This window comes from Curtobacterium sp. VKM Ac-2852 (genome assembly GCF_013205045.1).
GTDB lineage: Bacteria > Actinomycetota > Actinomycetes > Actinomycetales > Microbacteriaceae > Curtobacterium > Curtobacterium flaccumfaciens.
Map to the genome: position 1 here is coordinate 695,760 of NZ_JABMLI010000002.1, position 25,924 is coordinate 721,683.

19 protein-coding genes and 1 tRNA gene are annotated in these 25,924 nt (G+C 70.6%); 2 read left to right on the forward strand and 18 right to left on the reverse strand.

Features of this window, described 5'->3' with window-relative positions:
- The 5 genes from HQQ79_RS09735 to polA all read right to left on the reverse strand — a co-directional run bounded on the left by HQQ79_RS09735 (position 1) and on the right by polA (position 7,769).
- A complete protein-coding gene (locus tag HQQ79_RS09735; protein ID WP_071244742.1) occupies positions 1 to 1,044 on the reverse strand; it encodes a hypothetical protein in 1,044 nt (347 codons plus the stop codon).
- Positions 1,041 to 1,643, reverse strand: coding sequence for a dephospho-CoA kinase (gene coaE, locus HQQ79_RS09740; RefSeq protein WP_173033950.1), 603 nt, complete (start codon positions 1,641 to 1,643; stop codon positions 1,041 to 1,043). Before coaE ends, HQQ79_RS09735 begins: the two co-directional genes overlap by 4 nt.
- A gap of 92 nt (positions 1,644 to 1,735) precedes the next feature.
- Entirely contained in the window at positions 1,736 to 3,211 is a 1,476-nt protein-coding gene (gene rpsA / locus HQQ79_RS09745; protein ID WP_027465699.1) for a 30S ribosomal protein S1, read from the reverse strand.
- Between the two features lie 158 nt (positions 3,212 to 3,369).
- Positions 3,370 to 5,049, reverse strand: coding sequence for a DUF885 domain-containing protein (locus HQQ79_RS09750; RefSeq protein ID WP_173033952.1), 1,680 nt, complete (start codon positions 5,047 to 5,049; stop codon positions 3,370 to 3,372).
- 50 nt (positions 5,050 to 5,099) lie between these two features.
- A complete protein-coding gene (gene polA / locus HQQ79_RS09755) occupies positions 5,100 to 7,769 on the reverse strand; it encodes a DNA polymerase I (RefSeq protein ID WP_173033954.1) in 2,670 nt (889 codons plus the stop codon).
- A 101-nt stretch (positions 7,770 to 7,870) separates the two neighbouring features.
- On the opposite strand from polA, the gene HQQ79_RS09760 reads away from it, so the two are divergent.
- A complete protein-coding gene (locus HQQ79_RS09760) occupies positions 7,871 to 8,239 on the forward strand; it encodes a PaaI family thioesterase (protein WP_051596794.1) in 369 nt (122 codons plus the stop codon).
- A 16-nt stretch (positions 8,240 to 8,255) separates the two neighbouring features.
- Here HQQ79_RS09760 and HQQ79_RS09765 read toward each other — a convergent pair whose 3' ends face one another.
- The 6 genes from HQQ79_RS09765 to HQQ79_RS09790 form a co-directional block, all read right to left on the reverse strand.
- The gene (locus tag HQQ79_RS09765) at positions 8,256 to 8,726 is read right to left on the reverse strand and encodes a GNAT family N-acetyltransferase (RefSeq protein ID WP_173033956.1); all 471 of its coding nucleotides are present in this window, start codon (positions 8,724 to 8,726) and stop codon (positions 8,256 to 8,258) included.
- Positions 8,727 to 8,835: 109 nt separating this feature from the next.
- Entirely contained in the window at positions 8,836 to 9,441 is a 606-nt protein-coding gene (locus HQQ79_RS09770; RefSeq protein ID WP_017887240.1) for an ANTAR domain-containing response regulator, read from the reverse strand.
- 71 nt (positions 9,442 to 9,512) lie between these two features.
- Positions 9,513 to 9,597 (reverse strand) — tRNA-Leu (locus HQQ79_RS09775).
- Positions 9,598 to 9,652: 55 nt separating this feature from the next.
- Positions 9,653 to 10,822, reverse strand: coding sequence for a helix-turn-helix domain-containing protein (locus HQQ79_RS09780; RefSeq protein WP_173033964.1), 1,170 nt, complete (start codon positions 10,820 to 10,822; stop codon positions 9,653 to 9,655).
- Positions 10,823 to 10,874: 52 nt separating this feature from the next.
- Positions 10,875 to 11,273 (reverse strand): DUF779 domain-containing protein, encoded by a 399-nt coding sequence (locus tag HQQ79_RS09785; protein ID WP_173033966.1) that lies wholly within the window; start codon positions 11,271 to 11,273, stop codon positions 10,875 to 10,877.
- Entirely contained in the window at positions 11,273 to 12,814 is a 1,542-nt protein-coding gene (locus tag HQQ79_RS09790) for an aldehyde dehydrogenase family protein (RefSeq protein WP_027465714.1), read from the reverse strand. Before HQQ79_RS09790 ends, HQQ79_RS09785 begins: the two co-directional genes overlap by 1 nt.
- A 151-nt stretch (positions 12,815 to 12,965) precedes the next feature.
- Between HQQ79_RS09790 and HQQ79_RS09795 the strand changes: the two genes are divergently transcribed.
- Positions 12,966 to 13,505, forward strand: a complete 540-nt coding sequence (locus tag HQQ79_RS09795; protein ID WP_173033968.1) for an HdeD family acid-resistance protein — start codon at positions 12,966 to 12,968, stop codon at positions 13,503 to 13,505.
- A gap of 23 nt (positions 13,506 to 13,528) precedes the next feature.
- Here HQQ79_RS09795 and HQQ79_RS09800 read toward each other — a convergent pair whose 3' ends face one another.
- The 7 genes from HQQ79_RS09800 to trpB form a co-directional block, all read right to left on the reverse strand.
- A complete protein-coding gene (locus HQQ79_RS09800) occupies positions 13,529 to 14,614 on the reverse strand; it encodes a VIT1/CCC1 transporter family protein (RefSeq protein ID WP_367948083.1) in 1,086 nt (361 codons plus the stop codon).
- A gap of 140 nt (positions 14,615 to 14,754) precedes the next feature.
- Positions 14,755 to 16,200 (reverse strand): pyruvate kinase, encoded by a 1,446-nt coding sequence (gene pyk, locus HQQ79_RS09805; RefSeq protein WP_017887208.1) that lies wholly within the window; start codon positions 16,198 to 16,200, stop codon positions 14,755 to 14,757.
- Positions 16,201 to 16,379: 179 nt separating this feature from the next.
- A complete protein-coding gene (locus HQQ79_RS09810) occupies positions 16,380 to 17,837 on the reverse strand; it encodes a glutamate synthase subunit beta (RefSeq protein ID WP_110858958.1) in 1,458 nt (485 codons plus the stop codon).
- Between the two features lie 53 nt (positions 17,838 to 17,890).
- Positions 17,891 to 22,408, reverse strand: a complete 4,518-nt coding sequence (gltB, locus tag HQQ79_RS09815; RefSeq protein ID WP_071244914.1) for a glutamate synthase large subunit — start codon at positions 22,406 to 22,408, stop codon at positions 17,891 to 17,893.
- A 308-nt stretch (positions 22,409 to 22,716) separates the two neighbouring features.
- A complete protein-coding gene (lgt, locus tag HQQ79_RS09820; protein WP_173033972.1) occupies positions 22,717 to 23,703 on the reverse strand; it encodes a prolipoprotein diacylglyceryl transferase in 987 nt (328 codons plus the stop codon).
- Between the two features lie 96 nt (positions 23,704 to 23,799).
- Complete coding sequence (gene trpA, locus HQQ79_RS09825) at positions 23,800 to 24,594, reverse strand: tryptophan synthase subunit alpha (protein WP_027465720.1); 795 nt, start codon at positions 24,592 to 24,594, stop codon at positions 23,800 to 23,802.
- A complete protein-coding gene (trpB, locus tag HQQ79_RS09830) occupies positions 24,591 to 25,805 on the reverse strand; it encodes a tryptophan synthase subunit beta (RefSeq protein ID WP_071244754.1) in 1,215 nt (404 codons plus the stop codon). The genes trpA and trpB overlap by 4 nt, the downstream gene beginning before the upstream one ends.
- Positions 25,806 to 25,924: the final 119 nt, after the last annotated feature.

Here is a 25,924-nt window from a genome sequence, read left to right on the forward strand (position 1 = left end):
CTATGAGCGGTCGGAGGGAACAGCGGGATCTGTGGAGAACCGGTGCAGCATCCACTGCCAGAGCGGGAGCATCCGCGGAACGCCGTCACGGGTGAGCGGTGTCGAGTCCTTGATGATCAGGGAGTGCGCCTTGCCGTCGCCGCCGAGGTCGGTGAGGATCGCGTGCGGGTCCGCGCCGGCGAGGGGCGGGGTGGTGTCCGTCTCGAACGGCCCGGACACGCCACTCAGCCCGAGGACGTCCCACGAGCCGGTGATGCGGGGGCCGAACGTGTCACGGACGTCGTCGATGGCGTACATCCGGTCGACCGGTGTCCGGCCAGGGCGGTCCATCCACGCTGCGTGCGACGGCCCGCGGGACTCGACGGGCGAGGAGAACATCAGCGCGCCGTGGACACTGCGGATGTGCGCGATGTACGCCGCCTCTCCGCCGCCCTGCGAGTGTCCGGCCACGACGACGTCGTTCCAGACGATGCGGTCGTCGCCCTGGACGAACCGCCCCCAGCCGCCGTCGGGGTCGTGGTCGTCGAGGTAGGCGACGGCGTCGCGGAAGCGCGAGACGATGGACCCGGCCGGACTGACAGCGCTGAACTCCGACGGCCGGGTGCCGTCGAAGCGGTTCCGCTGGACCATGCCGTAGCAGCGCGCGTCCGCCTCGCACGTGCCGGACAGCGTGCGACCGAGGTTCCAGTAGTCGAGGCCGAGCACGTGGTAGCCGTCGGCCAGCGCGGCCCCGAGGAACCGCTGGTACTCGGCCGGACGGGCCCGGGTCGCGGGCAGGAACAACAGGAGCGGACCGTCGGCCGACGTGCGCGCGGCGAAGTCGTCGCGGTTCGGGGTGAGCCGCTCACCGTTCACCGTGCCGAGCCGGAACCGGTGGAACTCGCCGTCAGGCCCGTGTTCGTCACCCGACGGCCGCTCGTGCACCGCGACCCGGCCGTTGTCCGCCACACGCTGGGCACCGAGGACGTTCGCGGCGACGAGCGAACCGGCCCCGATCGCCACGAGGACGATCGCGGCGAGGACCAGCAGCAGACGGTGACTCATGCCGTGATCCGCGCCCACACCTCGTCAGCGGAGCGGATCGTCTCCTCGAGCGTCCCGGTGGCGTCGACGACGTGGTCGGCGAGGGCGAGACGGTCGGCATCGCTCGCCTGGGCGGCGACGCGACGCTCGGCCTCGTCACGGGCCATCCCGCGGTGCTCGACGAGCCGTTCGATGCGCTGCGCCGCGGGGGCGTCGACCACCACGACCGCGTCGAACCGGAGCGGGCGCGAGCCGCGGGCCTCGGCGAGCAACGGCACGTCGTAGACCACCACGGCGTCGGGGTCGGCGGCCTCGGCGGCGTCGAACGCCTGCTGCGCGAGCCGCCAGACCTCGGGGTGCGTGATGGCTTCGAGGTCCTTCCGCGCCGCGGGGTCCGCGAACACGATCGACCCGAGCGCCGGCCGGTCGAGGGAACCGTCGGCGGCGATCACCGACGGTCCGAACCGCTCGGCGACCTGCGCCAGGCCCGGGCTGCCCGGTGCCACGGCGTCCCGCGCGAGTCGGTCGGCGTCGACCACGACGGCCCCGTGCTCGGTCCAGCGCCGGGAGACGGTCGACTTGCCCGCGGCGATGCCGCCCGTGAGTCCGATGATGTGCACGGCAACAGGGTAACGACCCCGATGCCCGGAAACGCCGGAAGCCCGGCACCCTGTCAGGGGTGCCGGGCTTCCGGTCGGGACGAACCGCTCGATCAGTTGTTGGTCGAGCTGAGCTTCTCGCGGAGTGCAGCGAGCGACGCGTCGTCGGCCAGGGGGCTTGCGCCACCCGTCTCGCCGGCGAACGACGAGGTCGACGACGACGAGGAAGCCGTGGCCGGGAGGTCGAAGCCACCCTGCGCCTCGTCGGCGATGGTCTTCGCGACCTGCGCCTTGTGGGCTTCCCAACGCGCCTGGGCGGCCGCGTACTGGCCCTCCCACTCGGTGCGCTGCGTGTCGTAGCCCTCGAGCCACTCGTTGGTCTCCGGGTCGAAGCCCTCGGGGTACTTGTAGTCACCCTTGTCGTCGTACTCGGTCGGCATGCCGTAGAGCGCCGGGTCGAACTCGTCGCTCTCCGGGTCCACGCCCTCGTTCGCCTGCTTGAGGCTGAGCGAGATGCGGCGACGGTCGAGGTCGATGTCGATGATCTTGACGAAGACCTCGTCGTTGACCGACACGACCTGCTCGGCGAGCTCGACGTGCTTGTTCGAGAGCTCCGAGATGTGCACGAGACCCTCGATGCCGTCGGCAACGCGGACGAAGGCACCGAACGGGACGAGCTTCGTGACCTTGCCCGGTGCGATCTGACCGATCGCGTGGGTGCGGGCGAAGACCTGCCACGGGTCCTCCTGCGTCGCCTTGAGCGAGAGCGACACGCGCTCGCGGTCCAGGTCAACCTCGAGGATCTCGACGGTGACTTCCTGACCGACCTCGACGACCTCGCTGGCGTGCTCGATGTGCTTCCAGCTGAGCTCGGAGACGTGGACGAGACCGTCGACGCCGCCGAGGTCCACGAACGCACCGAAGTTGACGATCGAGGACACGATGCCCTTGCGGACCTGGCCCTTGTGGAGGTTGTTGAGGAACGTCGTCCGGGACTCGGACTGCGTCTGCTCGAGGAGCGCACGGCGCGACAGGACCACGTTGTTGCGGTTCTTGTCGAGCTCGAGGATCTTGGCCTCGATCTCCTGGCCGAGGTACGGCGTGAGGTCGCGGACACGACGGAGCTCGATGAGCGAGGCGGGGAGGAAGCCACGGAGGCCGATGTCGACGATGAGACCGCCCTTGACGACCTCGATGACCGTCCCGGTCACGACGCCGTCGGACTCCTTGATCTTCTCGACGTCGCCCCACGCACGCTCGTACTGCGCACGCTTCTTCGACAGGATGAGGCGGCCTTCCTTGTCCTCCTTCTGGAGAACCAGGGCCTCGACCTCGTCGCCGACCTCGACGACCTCGTTGGGGTCGACGTCGTGCTTGATCGAGAGCTCGCGCGAGGGGATGACGCCCTCGGTCTTGTAACCGACGTCGAGGAGGACCTCGTCGCGGTCGATCTTCACGACGGTGCCGGAGATGAGATCACCGTCGTTGAAGAACTTCAGGGTCTTCTCGACCTCGGCCAGGAAGTCATCAGCCGAACCGATGTCGTTGATGGCGACCTGCTTAGGAGCCTTGGTCGTAGTGGTTGTCATGTAGAGATTGCTCCGAACGGACATGAGTCGGGCCATGGCGTGCGGGGACTCGGCCCCCGTGGTGCACCGCCGTGGCGATTGATTGAGTGGCGCGGATTGCGCCGCACAAGTCTAACCGCACCGGCGGAGGCCCCACAACCGGGCGTGTCGACGGCGCGTCACCCGACCAGCGCGGTCCGGAGGGTGTCGAGGCCGATGCTGCCGAGCGAGAGCGCCCGGTGGTGGAACGCCTTCAGGTCGAAGTCGGCTCCCTCGCGCGCGGCGACCTCGTCGCGGATGGACTCCCAGACGCGCTGGCCGACCTTGTACGAGGGTGCCTGCCCCGGCCACCCGAAGTACCGCGCGACCTCGAACCGGACGAACGCCGGGTCCATGTTGACGTTCTGCCCCATGAAGTCGAGCGCGTACTCCCACGTCCAGCCGCCGCCGTCGGGGTTCGTCTTCTGCAGGTGCACGCCGATGTCGAGCACGACGCGGGCCGCACGCATCCGCTGCCCGTCGAGCATGCCGAGCCGGTCACCGTCGTCGTCGAGGAACCCGAGCTGCTCCATCAGCCGCTCGGCGTACAGGGCCCAGCCCTCGACGTGCCCGGAGGACCCGGACAGCTGCCGGCGCCAGGTGTTCAGCTCGCCGCGGTTGTAGACGCCCTGGCTGATCTGCAGGTGGTGTCCGGGGACGCCCTCGTGGTAAACCGTCGTCTTCTCGCGCCAGGTGCCGAACTCGGTGACGCCCTCGGGCACCGACCACCACATGCGTCCGGCACGGGAGAAGTCGTCGGAGGGGCCGCTGTAGTAGATGCCGCCCTCCTGCGTGGGGGCGATCCGGCACTCCAGGCGACGGATCGGGTCCGGGATGTCGAAGTAGGTCCCGGCCATCGCGGCGATCGACGCGTCACTCGTCTCCTGCATCCACCGCTGCAGCGCGTCGGTTCCGTGCAGGATCCGGGACGGGTCGGTGTCGAGCACCTCGATCGCCCGGGCAACGCTCGCGCCGGACTCGATGCGGTCGGCGATGCGCTCCTGCTCGTCCCGCATGCGCGCGAGTTCCTCGAGGCCCCACTCGTACGTCTCGTCGAGGTCGACGACCGCGCCGAGGAACCGGCGCGAGTGCAGCTCGTAGGCCTCGCGACCGACGGCGTCCACGGGGGTGGCGAGCGGCAGCAGCTCGTGCTCCAGGAACTGCCCGAGCGAGCGGTACGCGGCCGAGGCGACCTGGGCTCCGCGGGTGAGCTCGGCGCGGAGCGTGTCCGGCACCGGCGAACCGTCGTCGAACGCGGCGCCGTCGGCGAGGCGCGCGAAGAAGCCGTCCTCGGCGCCGTTCCGCGCTGCCTGCTCGGCGACCAGGGCGACCTGGCGCTTGGCCGGGGTGACGTCTTCGCGGGTGCCCTCGAGCAGGGTCTCGCGGATGCCCTCGAGGGCGTCCGGCAGCGCGTGCAGCCGGCTCGCGATGTCCTGCCAGTCGCCCTCGGTCGCGGTCGGCATCAGGTCGATGATCTCGCGGACCGACTGCGCCGGGCTCGCGATGACGTTGAGGTCGCGGAGGTGCAGCTTGCGCTCGTACGACTCCTGCACCAGGTCCAGCTCGGCGCCGAGGTCGGCCTTCGTCACCTGGTCCACGGAGTCGACGGCGGGAGCGGCGTCGAGCGCACGCTTCGCACCGCGCGCCGCCTCGGCCATCGCGGCGGCACCGGCGGGCGAGGTGTCGCCGTACTCCCCCGTGCGCCCCGGGACGCCGATGTACGTGGCGGTCGTCGGGTCGAGGTCGACGAGGGTGGTGACCCAGTCCTCGGCGACGCGGTCGACGGCGGACGGCTGGCGGACAGGACGCTCTTCGCTCATGCCCCGACCCTACCGACCCCCGGGTCGGCAGGACCCCCGGGCCGCCCGGGTCAGTGGGCGGCGCTCTCCCAGTTCGGGCCCACGCCGACCGAGACGTCGAGCGGGACGCTCAGCTCGGCAGCGCTGCCCATCCGGGTGCGGAGGATCTCCTCCACACGCTCCTGCTCACCGGGCGCGACCTCGAGGATGAGCTCGTCGTGCACCTGGAGCAGCAGGTGGGACTGCAGCTCGCCCTCGCGCAGGTCGTCGGCGACCCCGAGCATCGCGATCTTGATGATGTCGGCGGCCGAACCCTGGATCGGGGCGTTCAGCGCGGCGCGTTCGGCGTTCTCACGCAGGACCCGGTTCGGGCTCTTCAGGTCGGGGAACGGGCGACGGCGACCGAAGATCGTCTCGGTGTAGCCGTCCTCGCGCGCCTGCTCGACGACGTTGCGCAGGTAGTCGCGCACCGCACCGAAGCGGGCGAAGTACTCGGTCATCAGGGTGCGGGCCTCGGACTGCTCGATGCGCAGCTGCTTCGACAGACCGAAGGCACTCAACCCGTAGGCCAGGCCGTAGGACATCGCCTTGACCTTGGTGCGCATCTCGTTGGAGACCTCGGACGGGTCGACGCCGAACACCCGGGCGCCGACGAAGCGATGCAGGTCCTCGCCCTCGTTGAAGGCCTGGATGAGCCCCGGATCGCCGGAGAGGTGCGCCATGATCCGCATCTCGATCTGCGAGTAGTCGGCGGTCACGAGCGTCGTGTACGGCTCGGCGACCGCGAACGCCGACCGGATCCGGCGACCGACGGCCGTCTTCACCGGGATGTTCTGCAGGTTCGGGTCGGTCGACGAGACCCGGCCGGTGCTCGTACCGGTCTGCTCGTAGCGGGTGTGGATGCGCCCGTCGACCACGGCGGCGTCGAGCGTGTCGACGATCTGCCGGAGCTTCGTGGCGTCGCGGTGCTGCAGCAGGAGCCCGAGGAACGGGTGCGGGTGCTGTTCCTGCAGGTCGGCCAGGCTCGCGGCGTCGGTCGAGAACCCGGTCTTGGTCTTGCGGGTCTTCGGCATCGCGAGCTCGGTGAACAGGACTTCCTGCAGCTGCTTCGGCGACCCGAGGTTGACCTCGTGCCCGATCTCGGCGAAGGCCTGCTGCGCGAGTTCGGCGGCGCGCTCCCCGAGTTCCTTCGACAGGCCGGTGAGCACCGGGCGGTCGATGCCGACACCGATGGTCTCCATGCCGGCCAGCACCGACACGAGCGGCAGCTCGATGTCGTCGAGGACCTGCAGCGAGGACGCGTCGATCCGGGCGCGCAGGGCCGTGGTGACACGGAGCACGAACCACGCGTGCACCCCGACGTTGACCGGGTCGGTCTCGGGGACCAGCTGGTTCGGGTCGGCCGTCGGCAGTTCTTCGCCGAGCTCCTGGTAGACGAGGTCGGACAGCGGCTGCCCCTGCTTGCCGGGCTGCGCGAGCCAGCCCATGATCCGGGCGTCGCCGGCGATGCCGTTCACGACGAAGCCGGCGGTGCCGAGCGCCTTGATGGCGGCCTTGGCGTCGTGGAAGTGCTTCGGGGCGTCGGAGGCGAACCAGGCCGAGAGCTGCTCGTAGTCCTTCGCGCCGCTGCCGCCCGGCACCAGCACGGCGTCGTCGTGGGTCGCGATGCCGATGGCGCTGAGACGTCCGTCGATGACCTCGACCGCGACGCCGTAGCCGTTCGCCGCCTCGGTCGCGTTGCGGCGCTCGAGCCAGTAGCCGAGTTCTTCGTCGATCAGGGTCTTGACGGGCGGCGGGGTCGGCGCGCCGTCGGTGACGGTGCCCTCGGCCGCCGGCTCGGCGGGGTCGCCCGACCCGGCCACCTTGAAGACGCGGTCGAGCAGCGTGCGGAACTGCAGCTTGGCGAAGAGCTCGCGCACCGCGGTCTCGTCGACCGGGCGGAGCGCGACGTCGGCGGGACCGACGGGCAGCTCGACGTCGGTGACCAGGCGGTTGAGCCGGCGGTTCCGGATCGCCCGGTCCCGCTGCTCGCGCAGGTTGTTGCCGACGACGCCCTTGATCTCGTCGGCGTGCTCGAGGACGCCGTCGAGCGACCCGTACTGCGTCACCCACTTGACCGCGGTCTTCTCGCCGACCTTGTCGATGCCGATCAGGTTGTCGCTGGTCTCGCCGACCAGGGCCGCGATGTCCGGGTACTGGTGGGGCTCGATGCCGTACCGCTCGTAGACCTTGTCGCGGTCGTAACGGGTGAGTTCGGAGACACCGCGGACCGACGGGTAGAGCAGCGTGACGTCGTCGTTGACGAGCTGGATCGAGTCGCGGTCACCGGAGACCACGTAGACCGTGAAGCCCTGGTCGGCGCCCTGCTTGGAGAGCGTCGCGAGGATGTCGTCGGCCTCGTAGTCCTCTTTCGTGACGGTGGTGATGCCCATCGCCTCGAGCGCCTGCTGCAGGAGCGGGATCTGTCCCTTGAACTCGGCCGGGGTCTCGGAGCGGGTGCCCTTGTACTCGGCGTACTCACGGGTTCGGAACGAGAACCGGGAGATGTCGAACGCCACCGCCAGGTGGGTGGGCTTCTCGCGCTGCAGGAGCATCAGCAGCATCGAGATGAAGCCGTGGATCGCGTTCGTGTGCTGCCCCTCGCGGTTCACGAAGCTGTCGACCGGCAGCGCGTAGAAGGCCCGGAAGGCGAGCGAGTGGCCGTCGATGACCATGAGGGTAGGCTTTGCGGAGTCCGACACCCGGACAGCCTACCGACGCCCGCTGACACGGAAGGTCGACGCAGACCGTGACCGACGACACCACATCGACCACGATCGATCCCCGCATCGACGAACGCGGCATGGGTGAGCTGGCCGAGAAGATGGGCATGGTCATCACCGAGCTCTCGGCCGAGCGGGCGGTCGGTTCGATCCCCGTCGAGGGCAACCGGCAGCCGGTCGGCCTGCTGCACGGCGGTGCCTACGTCGTCCTCGCGGAGAGCCTCGGTTCGATGGCCGCGAACGTGCACGCCGGGCCCGGCCGCTACGCCGTCGGCATCGAGCTCAGCGCCTCGCACTCCCGGAGCGCCACGAGCGGCATCGTCACGGGCACGTGCACCGCGATCCACCTGGGCGGCACGCTCACCACCCACGAGATCGTCCTGACCGACGACCAGGGTCGCCGGTGCTCCACCGTCCGGATCACGAACATGATCCGCGAGCGTCGCTGACCGACGGACCGACGGCTCAGTCCTCCGGCGGCCGCTGCAGCAACAGGCGGGCGTCGCCGAACCCGAGCCTCCGGTAGAGCCGCTCGCCGTCCACGCTCGAGTGCACCGACGTCCGCTCCACGCCGAGTTCGTCGGCGACCTCGAGCAGGGCCGTGACGAGCCGTCCGGCGACGCCGGAACCGCGCAGCTCCGGGTGCACGTAGACCGTCTGCAGCTCAGCGGCGAACCGGTCACCGTCGACGTGCGGCGCCGGCGGTCGCGGGTTGACCGCCAGCCACGCCATGCCGAGCACCACACCGTCCCGCTCGGCGACGACGCACCGGTGCGACTCCCGGTGGTCGACCGCGAACCCCGTCATCGCACGGCGGTACTCGTCCGGCGTCTGCACCGGCGTGCGGCCGTCCTCGTCGACGCTCCACCGCCACCGCAGGTCGGCCACCGCGGGCATGTCGTCAGGCCGGGAGGCCCGGATCACCACGTCGTCCACGGCTCCAGCCTGCCAGGTGGTCGCGGCACACGCCCCGCCCCGGGACGCAGGAACGCCGCCGACCCCAGGGGGTCCGGCGGCGTTCCGTGAGCGACGGTGGAGCGCTGGACTACTTCTTGGCGCTGAGCTGCTCGATGATCGCCTTCGCGACGTCGTGCATGGTCAGGCGGCGGTCCATCGAGGCCTTCTGGATCCAGCGGAACGCCTCGGGCTCGGTGAGGCCCATCTTCTCGTTCAGCAGGCCCTTGGCGCGGTCGACGAGCTTGCGGGTCTCGAAGCGCTCGACGAGGTCGGCGACCTCGGCTTCGAGCGTGATGATCTGCTGGTACCGCGAGAGGGCGATCTCGATCGCGGGGAGCAGGTCGTTCGGGGTGAAGGGCTTGACCACGTAGGCCAGCGCGCCGGCCTCGGTGGCACGCTCGACGAGGTCCTTCTGGCTGAACGCGGTCAGCAGGACGACGGGCGCGATGTGGTTCTTGGACAGCTTCTCGGCTGCGGAGATGCCGTCGAGCTGGGGCATCTTGACGTCCATCACGACGAGGTCGGGGCGGAGGTCGGTCGCGAGCTGGACGGCGGTCTCACCGTCGCCGGCTTCACCGACCACGTCGAACCCGTTGTCGCGGAGGATCTCCACGATGTCGAGGCGGATGAGCGACTCGTCCTCGGCGACGACGACGCGACGGGGTGCTGGTGCTGTTGCTTCTGTGTCACTCACGGACGAAAGCCTACTAGACGACGGAAGTGCCGTATCCCAGACCACGCAGATCGATCAGTCGGATGAGTGCTTGGTACGAGTGGCGGGACTTGAACCCGCACGCCGTGAGGCAGAGCATTTTGAGTGCCCCGTGTCTGCCGATTCCACCACACTCGCGAGGAGGCCAACACTACCAGCCCGACCCGCGCCTCCCGGCCCGTCGTCGACCGTCTCAGGAGCCCTCGAGCGCCTCGATCGCCGCCACGAGACCGGCCCGTCGCGGCGACCGCCGCGGCAGCACCGCGAGCAGCGCGCGGAGCACGAGCGCGTCGGTCGCACCGTCCGGGGTGCGTGCCCACGCGAGCAGGGCGTCGACGCCGCCGTCGGCGACGACCGACTCGCGGAACCGCAGCCGCACCAGGTCACGGACTGCGTCGACGCCGGGTGCGGCGGAGCCCGGCAGGACCGGTCCGGCGTACCGGTCGACGGCCTGGAGGCGCGCCCCGCGTTCGAGCGCGGACAGCACGCCGTCGACGTCGGTCCGGACCCCGGTCACCCGGTACGGCCGCGACGTCACGGTCACGTCCGGCGCGTGCTGCGCGAGGAACCGTCGGAGCCGGACGACCTCGGCGCGCAGGGTGACGACCGAGCCCGGGTCTCCGTAGACGGCGGCGGCGAGGTCGGTCGCCGCGAGGCCGTCGGGGTGCGCGGCGAGCACGACGAGCAGTTCGGAGTGCCGGGCGGACAGCTCGACCCGTCGGTCGGCGATCCGGAGCACGGCGGTGTCGGTCCCGAGCACGGTCAGCTCGGCCGACGGCACGCGCGGCGTCCGCGCGCGTGGGCGGACCGCGGCCAGGGCCAGCTGGGCCTCGGCGGCGGCGACCGTGGCGGCGAGCAGCGACAGCGTGTGCCGCTCGACGGCTCGGTCGTCGCCCGTCAGGTCGAGCACCCCGACCGTGGCGCCGCTCGCGTCGTGCACCGGGACGGCCGTGCAGGAGAACGGCTTGACGGCGTTCGCGTAGTGCTCGTCGGACCGGATCTGCACCGGGCGGTCCAGGCGCAGTGCCGTGCCGGGCGCGCTGGTGCCGACGCGGTCCTCCGACCAGTCGGCTCCGGGGACGAAGCCCATGTCCTCGGCGGCGCGACGCGTGGAGCGGGCGCCGTCGACCCAGACGAGACGACCCGCGGCGTCCGCGACGGCGACAACGCACCCGGCCGAGCGGGAATCCTCGAGCAGCAGCCGACGGACCACCGGCAGCAGGGTGGCGAGGGGGCCGTCGTGCCGTACGGCGTCGAGTTCGTCGTCGTCGAGGGCGAGGACCGGGGTGGCGTCGGGGTCGACCCGGGCGGACCGCTGCCACGACGCGGCGACGAGCGGGCGGAGCCGACCGGGTGCGCGCATGCGTCCTCCGATCGACCCCGCCCGCCGCTCCGTCGCGACGCGTCCGGTCAGCCTACGTCCGGGCCACCCGCGGGACCAGGCCGAGATCGGCGAGCTCGGCCTCGTCGAACATCCGCGACCGGGTGAGGAACCGTTTGCCCTCCGGGACCTCGACCGAGAAACCGCCGCCCCGACCGTCGACGACGTCGATCGTCAGGTGCGTGTACTTCCAGTACTCGAACTGCGACACCGACATGTAGACCTCGACCGGGTCCAGCCCGTCGACACGCAACGCGCCGAGCAGGACGTCCCCCGGGCCGGTCCGGAACATGCCGACGGGGTAGCACATCGGGCTCGAGCCGTCGCAGCAGCCGCCGGACTGGTGGAACATCAGCGGGCCGTGCCGGGCGGTGAGGGTGCCGAGGAGCTCCCCCGCCGCCGGCGTCACCGCGACGCGTGCGGTGTCGGGCATCAGAAGAAGCCCATCGGTCCGTCGGCGTAGGAGACGAGCAGGTTCTTCGTCTGCTGGTAGTGGTCGAGCATCATCTTGTGGTTCTCGCGCCCGATGCCGGACTGCTTGTAGCCGCCGAAGGCCGCACCCGCCGGGTACTGGTGGTAGGTGTTCGACCACACCCGCCCGGCCTGGATGTCACGTCCGGCGCGGTACAGGGTCGTGACGTCGCGGCTCCACACCCCGGCGCCGAGCCCGTACAGGGTGTCGTTGGCCGTGGCGATCGCGTCGTCGTAGCCGCTGAAGGACGTCAGGGCGAGCACGGGCCCGAAGATCTCCTCCTGGAAGATCCGCATCGAGTTGTCGCCCTCGAACACGGTCGGGGTGACGTAGTAGCCGCCCGAGAGCTCGCCGCCCAGGTCCGCGCGTTCACCACCGGTCAGGAGCGTCGCACCCTCCTGCTTGCCGATGTCGATGTAGCTCAGGATCTTCTCGAGCTGGTCGTTCGACGCCTGGGCACCGATCATCGTCGACAGGTCGAGCGGGTGTCCCTGCTTGACGGCACGGACCCGTTCCAGGCCGTCGGCGACGAACCCGTCGTAGATCTCCTTCGCCACGAGTGCCCGGGACGGACACGTGCAGACCTCGCCCTGGTTCAGGTTGAAGAACGTGAAGCCCTCGAGTGCCTTGTCGTAGAACGAGTCCTTCTCGGCCGCCACGTCGGGGAAGAACACGTTCGGGCTCTTGCCGCCGAGCTCGAGCGTCACCGGGATGAGGCTCTGCGAGGCGTACTGCATGATCAGCCGCCCGGTGGTGGTCTCCCCGGTGAAGGCGATCTTCCGGATGTCCGGGTGCTGCGCGAGCGGTGCGCCGACCTCGATGCCGAAGCCGTTGACGACGTTGAGCACTCCGGCGGGCAGCAGGTCGCGGATGAGCTCGACGAGCACGTGGATGGACGCCGGGGTCTGCTCGGCGGGCTTCAGCACGACGCAGTTGCCGGCGGCGAGGGCCGGTGCGAGCTTCCACACCGCCATCAGGATCGGGAAGTTCCACGGGATGATCTGCCCGACGACGCCGAGCGGTTCGTGGAAGTGGTAGGCCACGGTGTCGTGGTCGATCTCGCCGGCGGAGCCCTCCTGCGCACGGATCGCCCCGGCGAAGTACCGGAAGTGGTCGATGGCGAGCGGGATGTCCGCGCCGAGGGTCTCGCGGATCGGCTTGCCGTTCTCCCACGTCTCGGCGACGGCGAGCATCTCGAGGTGCTCCTCCATGCGGTCCGCGATCTTGTTGAGGATGACCGCGCGCTCGGCCGCGCTCGTCCGGCCCCAGGCCGGGAACGCCTTCCATCCGGCGGCGACGGCGCGGTCGACGTCCGTCGAGTCGCCGCGGGCGACCTCGGTGAAGACCTTGCCCGTGACGGGCGTCGGGTTCTCGAAGTACTGCCCACTGGCGGACGGCACGTACTCGCCGCCGATGAAGTGGTCGTACCGGGAGCGGTACTCGACCAGGGAGCCGGGCTCGCCGGGTGCGGCGTAGCTGGTGGGCGAGGGTGCGATGGTCATGGTGGTGCCCTTTCGACGACGCTGTCGGGGCGCACGGGTCGCGCGCCTGCTCCGCACGGTACGACCGCGGGGGTTGCAGGTCGTTGCACGGTCCGGGGCTCCGACGGGTAGCGTGCTGGACACCAGCGCTGGCGATCAGGGAGGAGCGCTCGTGGATTCTCGTGCCGTCAGGACGTTCCGGGTGTTCGTCGTCGTCACCGCCGTCGTCGCCATCGCACTGGGCATCGTGGCCATCGTCTGGCCCCGCCCGTCGCTCGTGCTCGTGGCGCTGCTGTTCGGCGTGTACCTCGTCGTGGCCGGGGCACTGCGCGTCTTCGCCGCGGTGCGGGGCCACGGCACCCGCCCGGTGTGGCGGTGGACGTCCGGCATCGTCGGCGGCCTGGTCGCGGTCGCGGGGCTCGTGACGCTGCTCGACCCGGCGATCCCGCTCGTCGTCTACGCCGTGCTCGCCGGGGTCGGGTTCCTGATCGAGGGGGTCGCCGCGATCGTCGGCGGCTTCGTCGGCCACCCGGGATCATCTCGCGTCCCGACCGTCGTCAGCGGCGTGCTGTCGATCATCGGGGGCATCGTCGTGCTCGTCGCGCCCGGACTCGCGCTCACCGTCTTCATGGTCTTCGCGGGCATCGCGCTCATCGTCGTCGGGGCCGCGGCCCTGCTGCTCCTGCCGCCGCGGGCCGCCGTCCGCCGGTAGCCGCGGCGCGCCGCCGTCCGCCGCTAGGCCGACCCGGTGCCGAAGAGCAGCCCGAGTGCGTAGGTGACGATCGCCGCACCGAACCCGATGGCGAGCTGCCGGAAGGCGCGCTTGCCGGGAGACGCTCCGCTCAGCACGCCGACGACGGCACCGGTGCCGAGCAGGGCGATGCCCACCAGCCCGCCGGCCACCGCGATCGCCGGCCACCCCTCCATGCCGAACAGGAACGGCAGCACCGGGATGATCGCGCCCGACGCGAAGAAGCAGAAGCTCGACACCGCGGCGCTCAGGCCGGTGCCGACCGCCTCGTGGTCGTCCGTGACCGCGGTGGAACCGGTCGCCGGACGCCGCTCACCGATGCCGGACAGCACCTGTGCGGCGTGCTCGGTCGCCTCGGCCTCGGACATCCCGCGCGCCCGGTAGACCAGGGCGAGCTCGTTCGCGTCGACGTCGAGGTCCGACACCGCCCTGCCGGCCTCGGGGTGCGGCGCGGACGCCTCGAGCAGCTCGCGCTGCGACCGGACGGAGACGTACTCCCCCGCCCCCATCGACAAGGCGCCGGCCAGCAGGCCGGCGATGCCGCTCAGCAGCACGAAGTGCCGGTCGGCACCGGACGCGCTGATGCCGATGATGAGCGCCAGGTTGGACACCAGGCCGTCGTTCGCGCCGAACACCGCCGCCCGGAACGTGCCGGACAGCCGCATCCGGCCGCGGTTCGCGAGCCCGCGCACGACCTCGCCGTGGATCCGCTCGTCGGCGGCCATCCGCGCGGTCGCGTCCGAGTCGTCGGCGTACGGCGAGCGGTCCTCGGCGCGCTGCATGAGCGCGAGGACGAAGACCGACCCGAACCGCTTGGCCAGCACGGCGAGCACCCGGGTGCGCAGGCTCCCCCGCCGCGGCCGGCCGACGTCGTCGCCGAGCAGGTCGAGCCAGTGGTCGGCGTGCCGTCCCTCGGCCTCGGCCAGCGCGGCGAGGATCTCGCGCTCCTCGCCGGAACGGCGGGCGGCGAGGTTGCGGTAGACAGCCGCCTCGGCACGTTCGTCGGCCAGGTAGCGACGCCAGCGGCGGACGTCGGCGCGCGGCGCCGGGGTGTCGGATCGGAGGCTCACAGCGACCATCCTGCCGCCTGCGGCCGACGTCCGGTCACCACCAGGGCCGTGGAGACGCGGCAGGGCGCGGACCGGAAGCGGTCGGTGCTGCTCGCACCGGGCCTCCAGTCCGCGCCCTGGTGGCGACGGATCCCTCGGGATCAGTCCCGGACGTACGCCGGCGCGGCCTCGGCGTGGGCGTCGCCCACCCGGTGCACGCGCAGGTCGTTCGTCGAGCCCTCGATGCCGGGAGGGGACCCGGCCGTCACGATGACGCGGTCGCCGGGGGCGGCCAGGCCGTTCTCGAGGAGGACGTCGTCCACCTGCGAGAAGAGCTCGTCGGTGTGGGTCTTCCGCTCCACCAGGAACGAACGGACACCCCACGTGAGGGCCATCCGGCGGCGCGTGGCCTCGTTCGGGGTGAAGGCGATGATCGGCAGACCGTGGCGCAGGCGCGACATGCGGCGGGCCGAGTCGCCGGACTCGGTGAAGACGCAGAGGTACGACGCCTCGGTGAACTCGGCGATCTCGACTGCGGCGAGGGTGATCGCTCCGCCGAGGGTGCGCGGCTTGGTGCCGAGCGGGGCGATGCGCTCGAGCCCGTGGTCCTCGGTGGACTCGACGATGCGCGCCATGGTGCGGACGGTCTGCACCGGGTACTCACCGACGCTCGTCTCACCGGACAGCATGACCGCGTCGGCACCGTCGAGGACGGCGTTGGCGACGTCGGACGTCTCGGCGCGGGTGGGGATCGGCGACGAGATCATCGACTCGAGCATCTGCGTCGCCACGATGACCGGCTTCGCCATGCGGCGGGACAGCTCGACGGCGCGCTTCTGCACGATCGGGACGGCCTCGAGCGGGAGCTCGACGCCGAGGTCACCGCGGGCGACCATGATGCTGTCGAAGGCGTCGATGATCTCCTCGAGGGCGTCGACGGCCTGGGGCTTCTCGACCTTGGCGATGACCGGAAGGCGCTTGCCCTCTTCGTCCATGATCTCGTGGGCACGCACGACGTCGCTCGCGTTGCGCACGAACGACAGCGCGATGAGGTCGGCGCCCTGGCGGATCGCCCAGCGCAGGTCGGCCTCGTCCTTCTCGCTCAGCGCGGGGACGTTGACGGCGACACCGGGCAGGTTGATGCCCTTGTTGTTGGACACCGTGCCCGGGACGACGACCTCGGTGCGGACCCGCACGCCGTCGGTGTCGAGGACACGGAGGCGGACACGGCCGTCGTCGATGAGCAGCGGGTCACCGGGCTTGACGTCCTGCGGCAGGCCCTTGAACGTCGTGCCGCAGATCTCCTTCGAGCCGGGGACGTCCTCGGTCGTGATGGTGAAGATGTCACCGACCGCCAGGTCGTGCGGGCCGTCGGCAAAGCGTGCCAGACGGATCTTCGGACCCTGCAGGTCGACGAGGATCGCGACGGGCTTGCCGAGTTCTTCGGCGGCACGACGGACGTTGACGTAGTTGGCCTCGTGGACGCTGTAGTCACCGTGGCTGAGGTTGAGGCGGGCGACGTCGACGCCCGCTTCGATGATCTCCTTGACGGTCTCGTAGTCCGACGTTGCCGGTCCGAGCGTCGAAACGATCTTTGCGCGTCTCAATGGATTCCTTCGTGGTGGTGGATGGAGCTTGGGTTTCCGCGCTGTGGGGCCGCGCGGAACGAAGCGAGGCCACCAGCACCCTACCGAGTGCTGGTGGCCTCATGCTCACGGGAGCGTGAGCATCTGGTGGAGACGGTCCGCCGTCTGGCGGCGGCCCGACATCTGGTGCGCGTCCGACATCAGACGGAGATCGCCCGGTCGGTCGCCTTGACCGGTGCCGGCAGGATCGTGGAGCCCTCGAGGTACTCGTCGACCTGTGCGGCCGCGGCACGGCCCTCGGCGATCGCCCACACGATGAGCGACTGCCCACGACCCGCGTCGCCGGCGACGAACACGCCGGCCTCGTTGGTCGCGTAGTCGGCACGGCGGTCGAGCGCCCCGGAGACCGTGGTCGGCAGACCGAGCTGCGGCTCGATCGTGTCCGACTCGGGGCCGGTGAAGCCCATCGCGATGAGGACGAGGTCGGCCGGGATCTCCCGCTCGCTGCCCGCCTTCGGGACCCGTCGGCCGTCGAGGTACTCGGTCTCGGCGACCCGCAGTGCGCGGACCTCGCCGGCGTCGTTCGACAGGAACTCGACGGTGGAGGCGAGGAAGTGCCGCTCGCCGCCCTCTTCGTGGGCGCTCGTGATCTCGAACACGGTCGGGAACATCGGCCACGGCTGGTCGGACGGACGCTCGAGCGGCGGCTGCTTGCCGATCGCCAGGTTCGTCACGCTCAACGCGCCCTGGCGGTGGGCCGTACCGATGCAGTCCGCGCCGGTGTCGCCGCCGCCGATGACGACGACGTGCTTGCCCTCGGCCGTGATCTGGTTGTCGACCGTCGTGCCCGCGTTCGCCTTGTTCTGCTGGACCAGGTAGTCCATGGCGAAGTGCACGCCCTCGAGGTCGCGCCCCGGGATCGGCAGGTCGCGCGGCACCGTGGCACCGGTGGCGACGACGACCGCGTCGTAGCGTGACTTCAGGTCGTCCCAGGTGATGTCCCTGCCGATCTCGACCCCGGCACGGAACCGGGTGCCCTCGGCCTGCATCTGGGCGAGGCGCGCGTCGATCTGGCGCTTCTCCATCTTGAAGTCCGGGATGCCGTAGCGGAGCAGGCCGCCGATGCGGTCGTCCCGCTCGTAGACGGCGACGGTGTGGCCGGCACGCGTGAGCTGCTGCGCGGCGGCGAGTCCGGCGGGGCCGGAGCCCACGACGGCGACGGTCTTGCCCGTCAGGCGCTCCGGCGGGTGCGGCGTGACCCAGCCGTTCTGGAACGCCTGGTCGATGATCGAGACCTCGACCTGCTTGATCGTCACCGGAGGCTGGTTGATGCCGAGCACGCACGACGACTCGCACGGGGCGGGGCAGAGCCGGCCCGTGAACTCCGGGAAGTTGTTCGTCTCGTGCAGACGCTCGATCGCCTGTCGGCCCTCACCGCGCCAGGTCAGGTCGTTCCACTCCGGGATCAGGTTGCCGAGCGGGCAGCCCTGGTGGCAGAACGGCACGCCGCAGTCCATGCAGCGGCCGGCTTGGCGCTTCAGGACACCGGACTCCTGCTGCTCGTAGACCTCTTTCCAGTCCATGAGCCGCACGGGCACGGGTCGCCGGGGCGGGAGTTCGCGTTCCTGGACCTTCAGGAATCCCTTGGGGTCAGCCACCGGTCACCTCCAGGGTTGTGATGAGCTCTGTCGATTCCGGACGTGCGTGACGCTCAGCCACCGGTCACCTCCATGATCCGATTCCAAACGATGTCACCGTCGGGGTCGAGCCCCTCGTCGACGGCCTGTCTGCGCGTCTCGAGCACCGCCGCGTAGTCGCGCGGCAGCACCTTGACGAAGTCGCTCAGGTCTCCGGACGCCAGCAGGTCGGACGCGAGCGTCGACCCCGTCTCGTCGGCGTGCCGGGTGAGCAGGTCGGTGACGATCTCGACGTCGGCGCTGTCGAGCGCCTCGAGCCGGAGTTCGCCGGATGCCAGGGCGTCGGTGTTGACGTGTTCCTCGCGGAGCCCACGGACGTACGCCGTGCCACCGGACATGCCGGCACCGAGGTTCCGGCCGGTCTCGCCGAGGATGAGCGCGAGCCCGCCCGTCATGTACTCGAGCGCGTGGTCGCCCACGCCCTCGACGACGGCCGTGGCACCGGAGTTCCGCACCAGGAACCGCTCGCCCACGATGCCGCGGATGAACATGCTGCCCTGGGTGGCGCCGTACCCGATGACGTTGCCGGCGATGACGTTCTCGGCGGGGTCGAAGCCCGAACCGGCGTCGGGGCGGACGACGATCTGGCCGCCGGAGAGCCCCTTGCCGACGTAGTCGTTGCTGTCGCCGATGAGTCGCAGCGTGATGCCCGCCGGCAGGAACGCGCCGAGCGACTGCCCGGCGGAACCGCGCAGCGTCACGTCGATCGAACCGTTCGGCAGACCGTGCTCGCCGTGTCGCAGGGTCACCTGGTGGCCGAGCATGGTGCCGACGGCGCGCTCGGTGTTGCGGATGGGCAGGTCGAGCGCGATCGAACCGCCGTGGTCGAGCACGTCCGCGGTCTGCTGGATGAGCTGCACGTCGAAGTGCTGGTCCAGCTCGTGGTCCTGCTCGCGGTGGTGGCGGCGCGGTTCGGCGTCGTCGAAGTGCGGTCCCTTGAGCACGGGCGCGAGGTCGAGCCCCGAGGCCTTCCAGTGCTCGACGGCACGGTCGACGTCGAGCGCGTCGGTCTGCCCGATGGCCTCGTCGAGGCTGCGGAAGCCGAGCTCGGCGAGGAGCTCGCGGACCTCCTGCGCGATGAACTCGAAGAAGTTCACGACGAACTCGGGCTTGCCGGAGAACCGCTTGCGGAGCTCGGGGTTCTGCGTGGCGACGCCGACCGGGCAGGTGTCCAGGTGGCAGACGCGCATCAGGATGCAGCCCTCGACCACGAGCGGTGCAGTCGCGAAGCCGTACTCCTCGGCACCGAGCAACGCGGCCACGACGACGTCGCGCCCGGTCTTCATCTGCCCGTCCACCTGCACGACGACGCGGTCGCGCATGCCGTTCAGCATGAGCGTCTGCTGGGTCTCGGCCAGGCCGATCTCCCACGGGGTGCCGGCGTGCTTGAGCGAGTTCAGCGGGCTCGCGCCGGTGCCGCCGTCGTGGCCGGACACGAGCACGACGTCGGCCAGGGCCTTCGTCACACCGGCCGCGACCGCACCGATGCCGGACTGGCTCACGAGCTTCACGTGGACGCGGGCGGCCGGGTTGGCGCGCTTGACGTCGAAGATCAGCTGCTTGAGGTCCTCGATCGAGTAGATGTCGTGGTGCGGCGGCGGCGAGATGAGGCCGACGCCAGCGGTGGCGTGCCGGGTGCGGGCCACCCACGGGTAGACCTTCGCCGGGGGCAGCTGGCCGCCCTCGCCGGGCTTCGCGCCCTGCGCCATCTTGAGCTGGATGTCGGTGGCGTGCGTGAGGTACATGCTCGTCACGCCGAACCGGCCGGAGGCGACCTGCTTGATCGCGCTGCGGCGCTCGGGGTCGAGGAGCCGGTCGACGTCCTCGCCGCCCTCGCCCGTGTTCGATCGGCCACCGAGTCGGTTCATCGCGATGGCGAGCGTCTCGTGGGCCTCCTTCGAGATGGACCCGTAGGACATCGCACCGGTGTTGAACCGCTTGACGATCGACTCGATCGACTCGACCTCGTCGAGTGCGATGGGCTTCCGGGCGCCCTGCTTGAACCGGAACAGCCCGCGGAGCGTCATGAGTTGCTCGGACTGGTCGTCCACGGCGCTCGAGTACTCGCGGAAGATGTCGTACCGGCGGGCGCGCGTGGCGTGCTGCAGGCGGAACACGGTGTCCGGGTTGAACAGGTGCGGCGGGCCCTGACGGCGCCACTGGTACTCGCCACCGATCTGCAGCCGCTCGTGGGAGAGCACCGCACCGTCCTGCGGGTACGCCTGGGCGTGCCGCTCGGCGTTCTCCTTGGCGATGACGTCGATGTCGACGCCGCCCAGGATCGACGAGGTGCCCGTGAAGTACTTGTCGACGAACTCCTGGCTGAGCCCGACGGCCTCGAACGCCTGCGCACCGGCGTAGCTGGACACCGTGGAGATGCCCATCTTCGACATGATCTTCAGCACGCCCTTGCCGAGCGCCTTGATGACGTTCTTGACGGCCTGCTCCGGGGTGATCCCGGGGATCATGCCAGCGCGGACCAGGTTCTCGCAGGTCTCCATCGCCAGGTACGGGTTGATCGCCGAGGCACCGTACCCGATGAGGGTCGCCACGTGGTGGACCTCGCGCACGTCGCCGGCCTCGACGATGAGCCCGACCTTCATGCGCTGCTCGGTGCGGATCAGGTGGTGGTGGACCGCGGCGAGGAGCAGGAGACTCGGCACCGGTGCCTGCTCGGAGTTGCCGTCGCGGTCGGACAGCACGATGAACTGCTTGCCGGACTCGATCGCGGCGTCGACCTCGTCGCACACGGCGGCGATGCGCTTCTGCATCGCCTTCTTGCCGGCGTCGACGCGGTACAGGCCCTTGATCGTGACGGTCAGGTGGCGACCCGACTCGGTCTCGAAGTGCTGGACCTTGGCGAGCTGGTCGTTGTCGATCACCGGGAAGTCGAGCGTGATCTGCTTCGCGTGCTCGGGACCGGCGGAGAGCAGGTTGCGCTCCGGACCGAGCCCCATCCCCATCGAGGTGATGACCTGCTCACGGATCGAGTCGAGCGGCGGGTTGGTCACCTGCGCGAACTGCTGCGTGAAGTAGTCGAAGAGCAGTCGCGGACGCTCCGACAGCACGGCGATCGGGGTGTCCGAGCCCATCGCGCCGAGGGGTTCGGCCCCCGCTGCCGCCATCGGGCGCAGCAGGATCCGGACCTCTTCCTCGGTGTACCCGAACGCGCGCTGCCGACGGGTGACCGAGGCCGGGGTGTGCACGATGTGCTCGCGCTCCGGCAGGTCGTTGAGGTTGATGCGGCCGGCTTCGAGCCAGTCACCCCAGGGACCCGAGGCGGCGAGTTCGCGCTTGACCTCGTCGTCCTCGATGATGCGGCCGGCCTCGGTGTCCACCAGGAACATCCGGCCCGGACGCAGGCGCCCCTTGCGCACGACCTTGGCGGCCGGCACGTCGATGACCCCGGTCTCGGAGCCCATCACGATGAGGCCGTCGTCCGTGACCAGGAAGCGTCCGGGGCGCAGGCCGTTGCGGTCGAGGGTGGCGCCGACGAGCGAGCCGTCGGTGAAGGTGATCGCAGCGGGGCCGTCCCACGGCTCCATGAGCATCGAGTGGTACTCGTAGAACGCGCGGAGGTCCGGGTCCATCCCGACCTGGTTCTCCCACGCCTCTGGCACCATCATCGACACGGCGTGCGGCAGGGTCCGGCCGGTCAGGGTCAGCAGCTCGAGTACCTCGTCGAACGAGGCCGAGTCGCTCGCCCCCGGGCTCACGATGGGCAGGAGCGGGGCCATGTCGCCGAGCAGTTCGCTCTCGAGCTGCGACTGGCGGGCGCGCATCCAGTTGCGGTTGCCGCGCACGGTGTTGATCTCACCGTTGTGCGCGATCGTCCGGAACGGCTGCGCGAGCGGCCACGACGGGAACGTGTTGGTGGAGTAGCGCGAGTGCACGATCGCGAGCTTCGACGCGAAGCGCTCGTCGCTGAGGTCCGGGTAGAACGGCTCGAGCTGGAGCGTCGTGACCATGCCCTTGTAGACCATGGTGCGGCTCGACAGCGACATGAAGTACAGGTCGTTGTCGTGCTCGGCGCGCTTGCGGAGCCGGAAGGCCTGGCGGTCCAGCGCGATGCCGCTCCACGAGGCACCGTGCACGTCGTGCCGGATGGAGGCGACGAACAGCTGCTCGAACGCCGGCATCGCGGCACGGGCGAGCGTGCCGAGGACCTCCGGACGCACCGGGACCTCGCGCCACCCGAGGACCTTCAGGCCCTCTTCGCGGGCGAGCCGCTCGACGGCGCCCTTCACCGCGTGGCGCGCGTCGTCGTCCAGGGGCAGGTAGGCGGTACCGACGGCGTACTCCCCCGCGGCCGGCAGCTCGAAGGGCACGACGGCCCGGAGGAACTCGTCGGGCACCTGGCACAGGATGCCCGCGCCGTCACCGGTGCCCGCGTCGGAGCCCACGGCACCGCGGTGCTCGAGGTTCCGGAGCGCACCGAGTGCGGCGTCGACGATGTCGTGACCGGGCGTGCCGCGCAGGGTCGCGACCATCGCGAGTCCGCAGGCGTCCTTCTCGTTCGCCGGGTCGTACATGCCCGTGGCGTCCGGGATCGCGGAGAAGCGGCGGTGCGGCGGCACGAGGCTCGTCGGTGCCGAGGGCTGGGTTGGCTGGAGCGCCATGGGGAACCGTCCTCACGAGGAAGTGGAACAGGGACAGCGGTGGCCCGGTGGTGCGTTCCGCCCGAGCGGGCGGGACTGGTGCCCGTGCCCGCCGTCAGTGAGTTGCCCTGCCGGCCGGCGAGGTTGCTGGGCCCCGCTTGTGGCGGAGACCGTCTGGTGCTGCTGCTGGTGGTGCTGCGCGTGACCGGTGGTCGCCGGGAGCGGGTGCTCCCACCACGGGATCAGCGAGTGGTCGTGACCGGTTCGTCGCTCGTGACGCCGTCTGCTGCGTCGTCGTCGTGCTCCGAGAAGGTGTCCTCGGAGTCTACAACGGAGGTCGGACGGGGCCCGCGACCCGGCAGGTACGGGCTCGGCTCCTTGCCGGTGTGCCGGCGGCTCTGCACCACGAAGATCAGGATGCCGACGACGACCGCGGCGAGGGCCACCCACACGTTGGTGCGGACCCCGAAGAAGGTCTCGCTCGTGTCGACGCGGATGGACTCGAGCACCGATCGTCCGGCGCCGTACCAGATCAGGTACAGGCCGAGGACCTTGCCCCACTGCAGCGTGAACTTGCGCGCGAGGAACAGAATGACGACGACACCGAGGACGTTCCAGATGATCTCGTACAGGAACGTCGGGTGGAACAGCGTGCCCTCGGGCAGACCCTTCGGGAACGCGGCGTTGCTCGAGTCGATCTCGAGGCCCCAGGGCAGGCTCGTCGGCATGCCGAAGAGCTCCTGGTTGAAGTAGTTGCCCAGACGACCGAAGGCCTGCGCGAGCAGGACGCCCGGCACGACGGCGTCGATGAACGACGTGAACCGCAGGCCCACCTGGCGGCAGCCGATCCACGCGCCGACCGACCCGAGGATGAGTGCGCCGAATATGGCGAGCCCGCCCTCCCAGATGTACAGGAAGGACAGCGGGTCGATGCCGGGGCCGAAGTAGTCGGACACGTGGGTGAACACGTGGAAGAGGCGACCGCCGATGATACCGGCGGGCACGGCCCAGATCGCGATGTCGATGATGATCCAGCGCTCGACGCCGCGGGCGTTGAGTCGGCGGTTCGCCAGGACGACCGCGGCCACGATCCCGATCAGGATGCAGATCGCGTACGCGTGGATGCGGAAGTCGAGGGGCAGCGACCAGCCGAACGCGTCGCGCAGCCAGGCGGTCAGGTCGAAGTACTGCCAGGCGGTGCTCGGGCTCGGGATGCTCAGGAGGGGCATGGAGGTGCTGTCGCCTTTCGGAACTGACGGGGCGCGGTCGACGTGGCGTCGGCCTCGCTCACTGTAGCGCGGGTCGCGGGCCCGACAGGAACTGGACTAGCGGCGGCGGGCGCCGGTGGCGAGGTCGGCGGCACGGTCGGCCACACCCTGCACACCGAGGTCGGCCAGCGCGCGGACGAACGCGGACCCGACGATGGCGCCGTCGGCGTACTCGAGCACCTCGCCGACCTGCTCGGCCGTCGAGATCCCGAGACCCACGCAGGTGCGCTCGACCCCGGCGTCGCGCAGGCGCGACACCACCGTGCGTGCGGCGACGTCGACCCCGGCCCGTGCACCGGTCACACCCATCGTGGAGACGGCGTAGACGAACCCACGGCTGGCCTCGACCGCCTGGCGCATGCGCTCGTCCGACGAGGACGGTGCGGCGAGGAAGACTCGGTCGAGCCCGGTCCGCTCGGAGGCCTCGGTCCACGCGGAGGCCTCGTCGGGGATGAGGTCGGGCGTGATGAGGCCGGCGGCTCCGGCGGCGACGAGGTCGTCGGCGAAGCGGTCCACGCCGTAGCGCAGCACCGGGTTCCAGTACGTCATGACGAGCACCGGCACGTCGGCCCGCTCGGTGATCTGCTGCACGGCGTCGAAGACCTGTGCGACCCGGAAGCCGTTCGCCAGGCTCTCCTCGGCCGCCCGCTGGATCACGGGGCCGTCCATCACCGGGTCCGAGTACGGCAGGCCGAACTCGATGACGTCCACGCCGTTCTCGGCGAGGGCGACGGCGGCGTCGACGCTGGTCTGCAGGTTCGGGTACCCGGCGGGCAGGTAGCCGACGACGGCTCCGGCGCGCTCGGCGTTGGCGGTGTCGATCGTCGTGGCGACGGTCCGGTTCGTGGTCACAGCTGCACCGCGTTCTCGTCGAGGATGCCGAAGTAGCGACTGGCGGACGCGACGTCCTTGTCGCCCCGGCCGGACAGGTTCACGAGCACGACGCCCTCGGGGCCGAGCTCCTTGCCGAGCTTCATGGCACCGGCGAGGGCGTGGGACGACTCGATCGCCGGGATGATGCCCTCGGTCTGGCTCAGCAGGCGGAACGCCTCCATCGCCTCGGTGTCGGTGATCGGCTGGTACTTCGCGCGGCCGATCGACGCCAGGTACGCGTGCTCCGGTCCGACGCTCGGGTAGTCGAGTCCGGCGGAGATGCTGTGGCTCTCGATCGTCTGGCCGTCCTCGTCCTGCATCAGGTACGACTTCGCGCCCTGCAGCACGCCCTCGCGACCGAGCGTGATGCTCGCCGCGTGCCGACCGGTCTCGACGCCGTCGCCGCCGGCCTCGAAGCCGTGCAGCGCGACGGACTCGTCGTCGAGGAACGCCTCGAAGATGCCCATCGCGTTCGATCCACCGCCCACGCAGGCCGCGACGGCGTCCGGCAGGCGTCCGACGCGGTCGAGGACCTGCTGGCGCGCTTCCTCGCCGATGACCTTGTGGAACTCGCGCACCATCTCGGGGAACGGGTGCGGACCGGCGACCGTGCCGAGCAGGTAGTGCGTCGACTCGACGTTGGCGACCCAGTCGCGCAGCGCGTCGTTGATGGCGTCCTTCAGGGTGCGCGAACCGGTCTCGACGGGGATGACCTCGGCGCCGAGCAGGCGCATCCGGGCCACGTTGAGGGCCTGTCGCTCGGTGTCCACGGCGCCCATGTAGACGACGCACTCCATGCCGAACAGCGCGGCAGCGGTCGCGGTGGCGACGCCGTGCTGGCCGGCACCGGTCTCGGCGATCAGGCGGGTCTTGCCGAGCCGACGGGCGACGAGGGCCTGGCCGAGGACGTTGTTGATCTTGTGGGAACCGGTGTGGTTCAGGTCCTCGCGCTTCAGGATCACCCGAGCGCCACCGGCGTGCTTCGCGAACCGCGGCACCTCGGTGATGATCGACGGGCGCCCGGTGTAGTCGCGCTGCAGCTCGTCGAGCTCCGCACGGAACGCCGGGTCCGCCCAGGCCTGACGGAAGGCGGCCTCGAGCTCGTCGAGCGCGAGGACGAGGGACTCGGGGACGAAGCGTCCGCCGAAGTCACCGAAGTAGGGGCCGTGCAGGTCGCGGAGTGAGGTCACGATGTGTCTCCCGGGACGAGTCCGACGCGGCCGGTGGGCCGCGTCGGACGGGTGGAACGTGCGGCCGCGGTCGGCGGCCTCGATGCGTGGGCGGTCCGGGCCGCTGGTCAGCGGTCCGG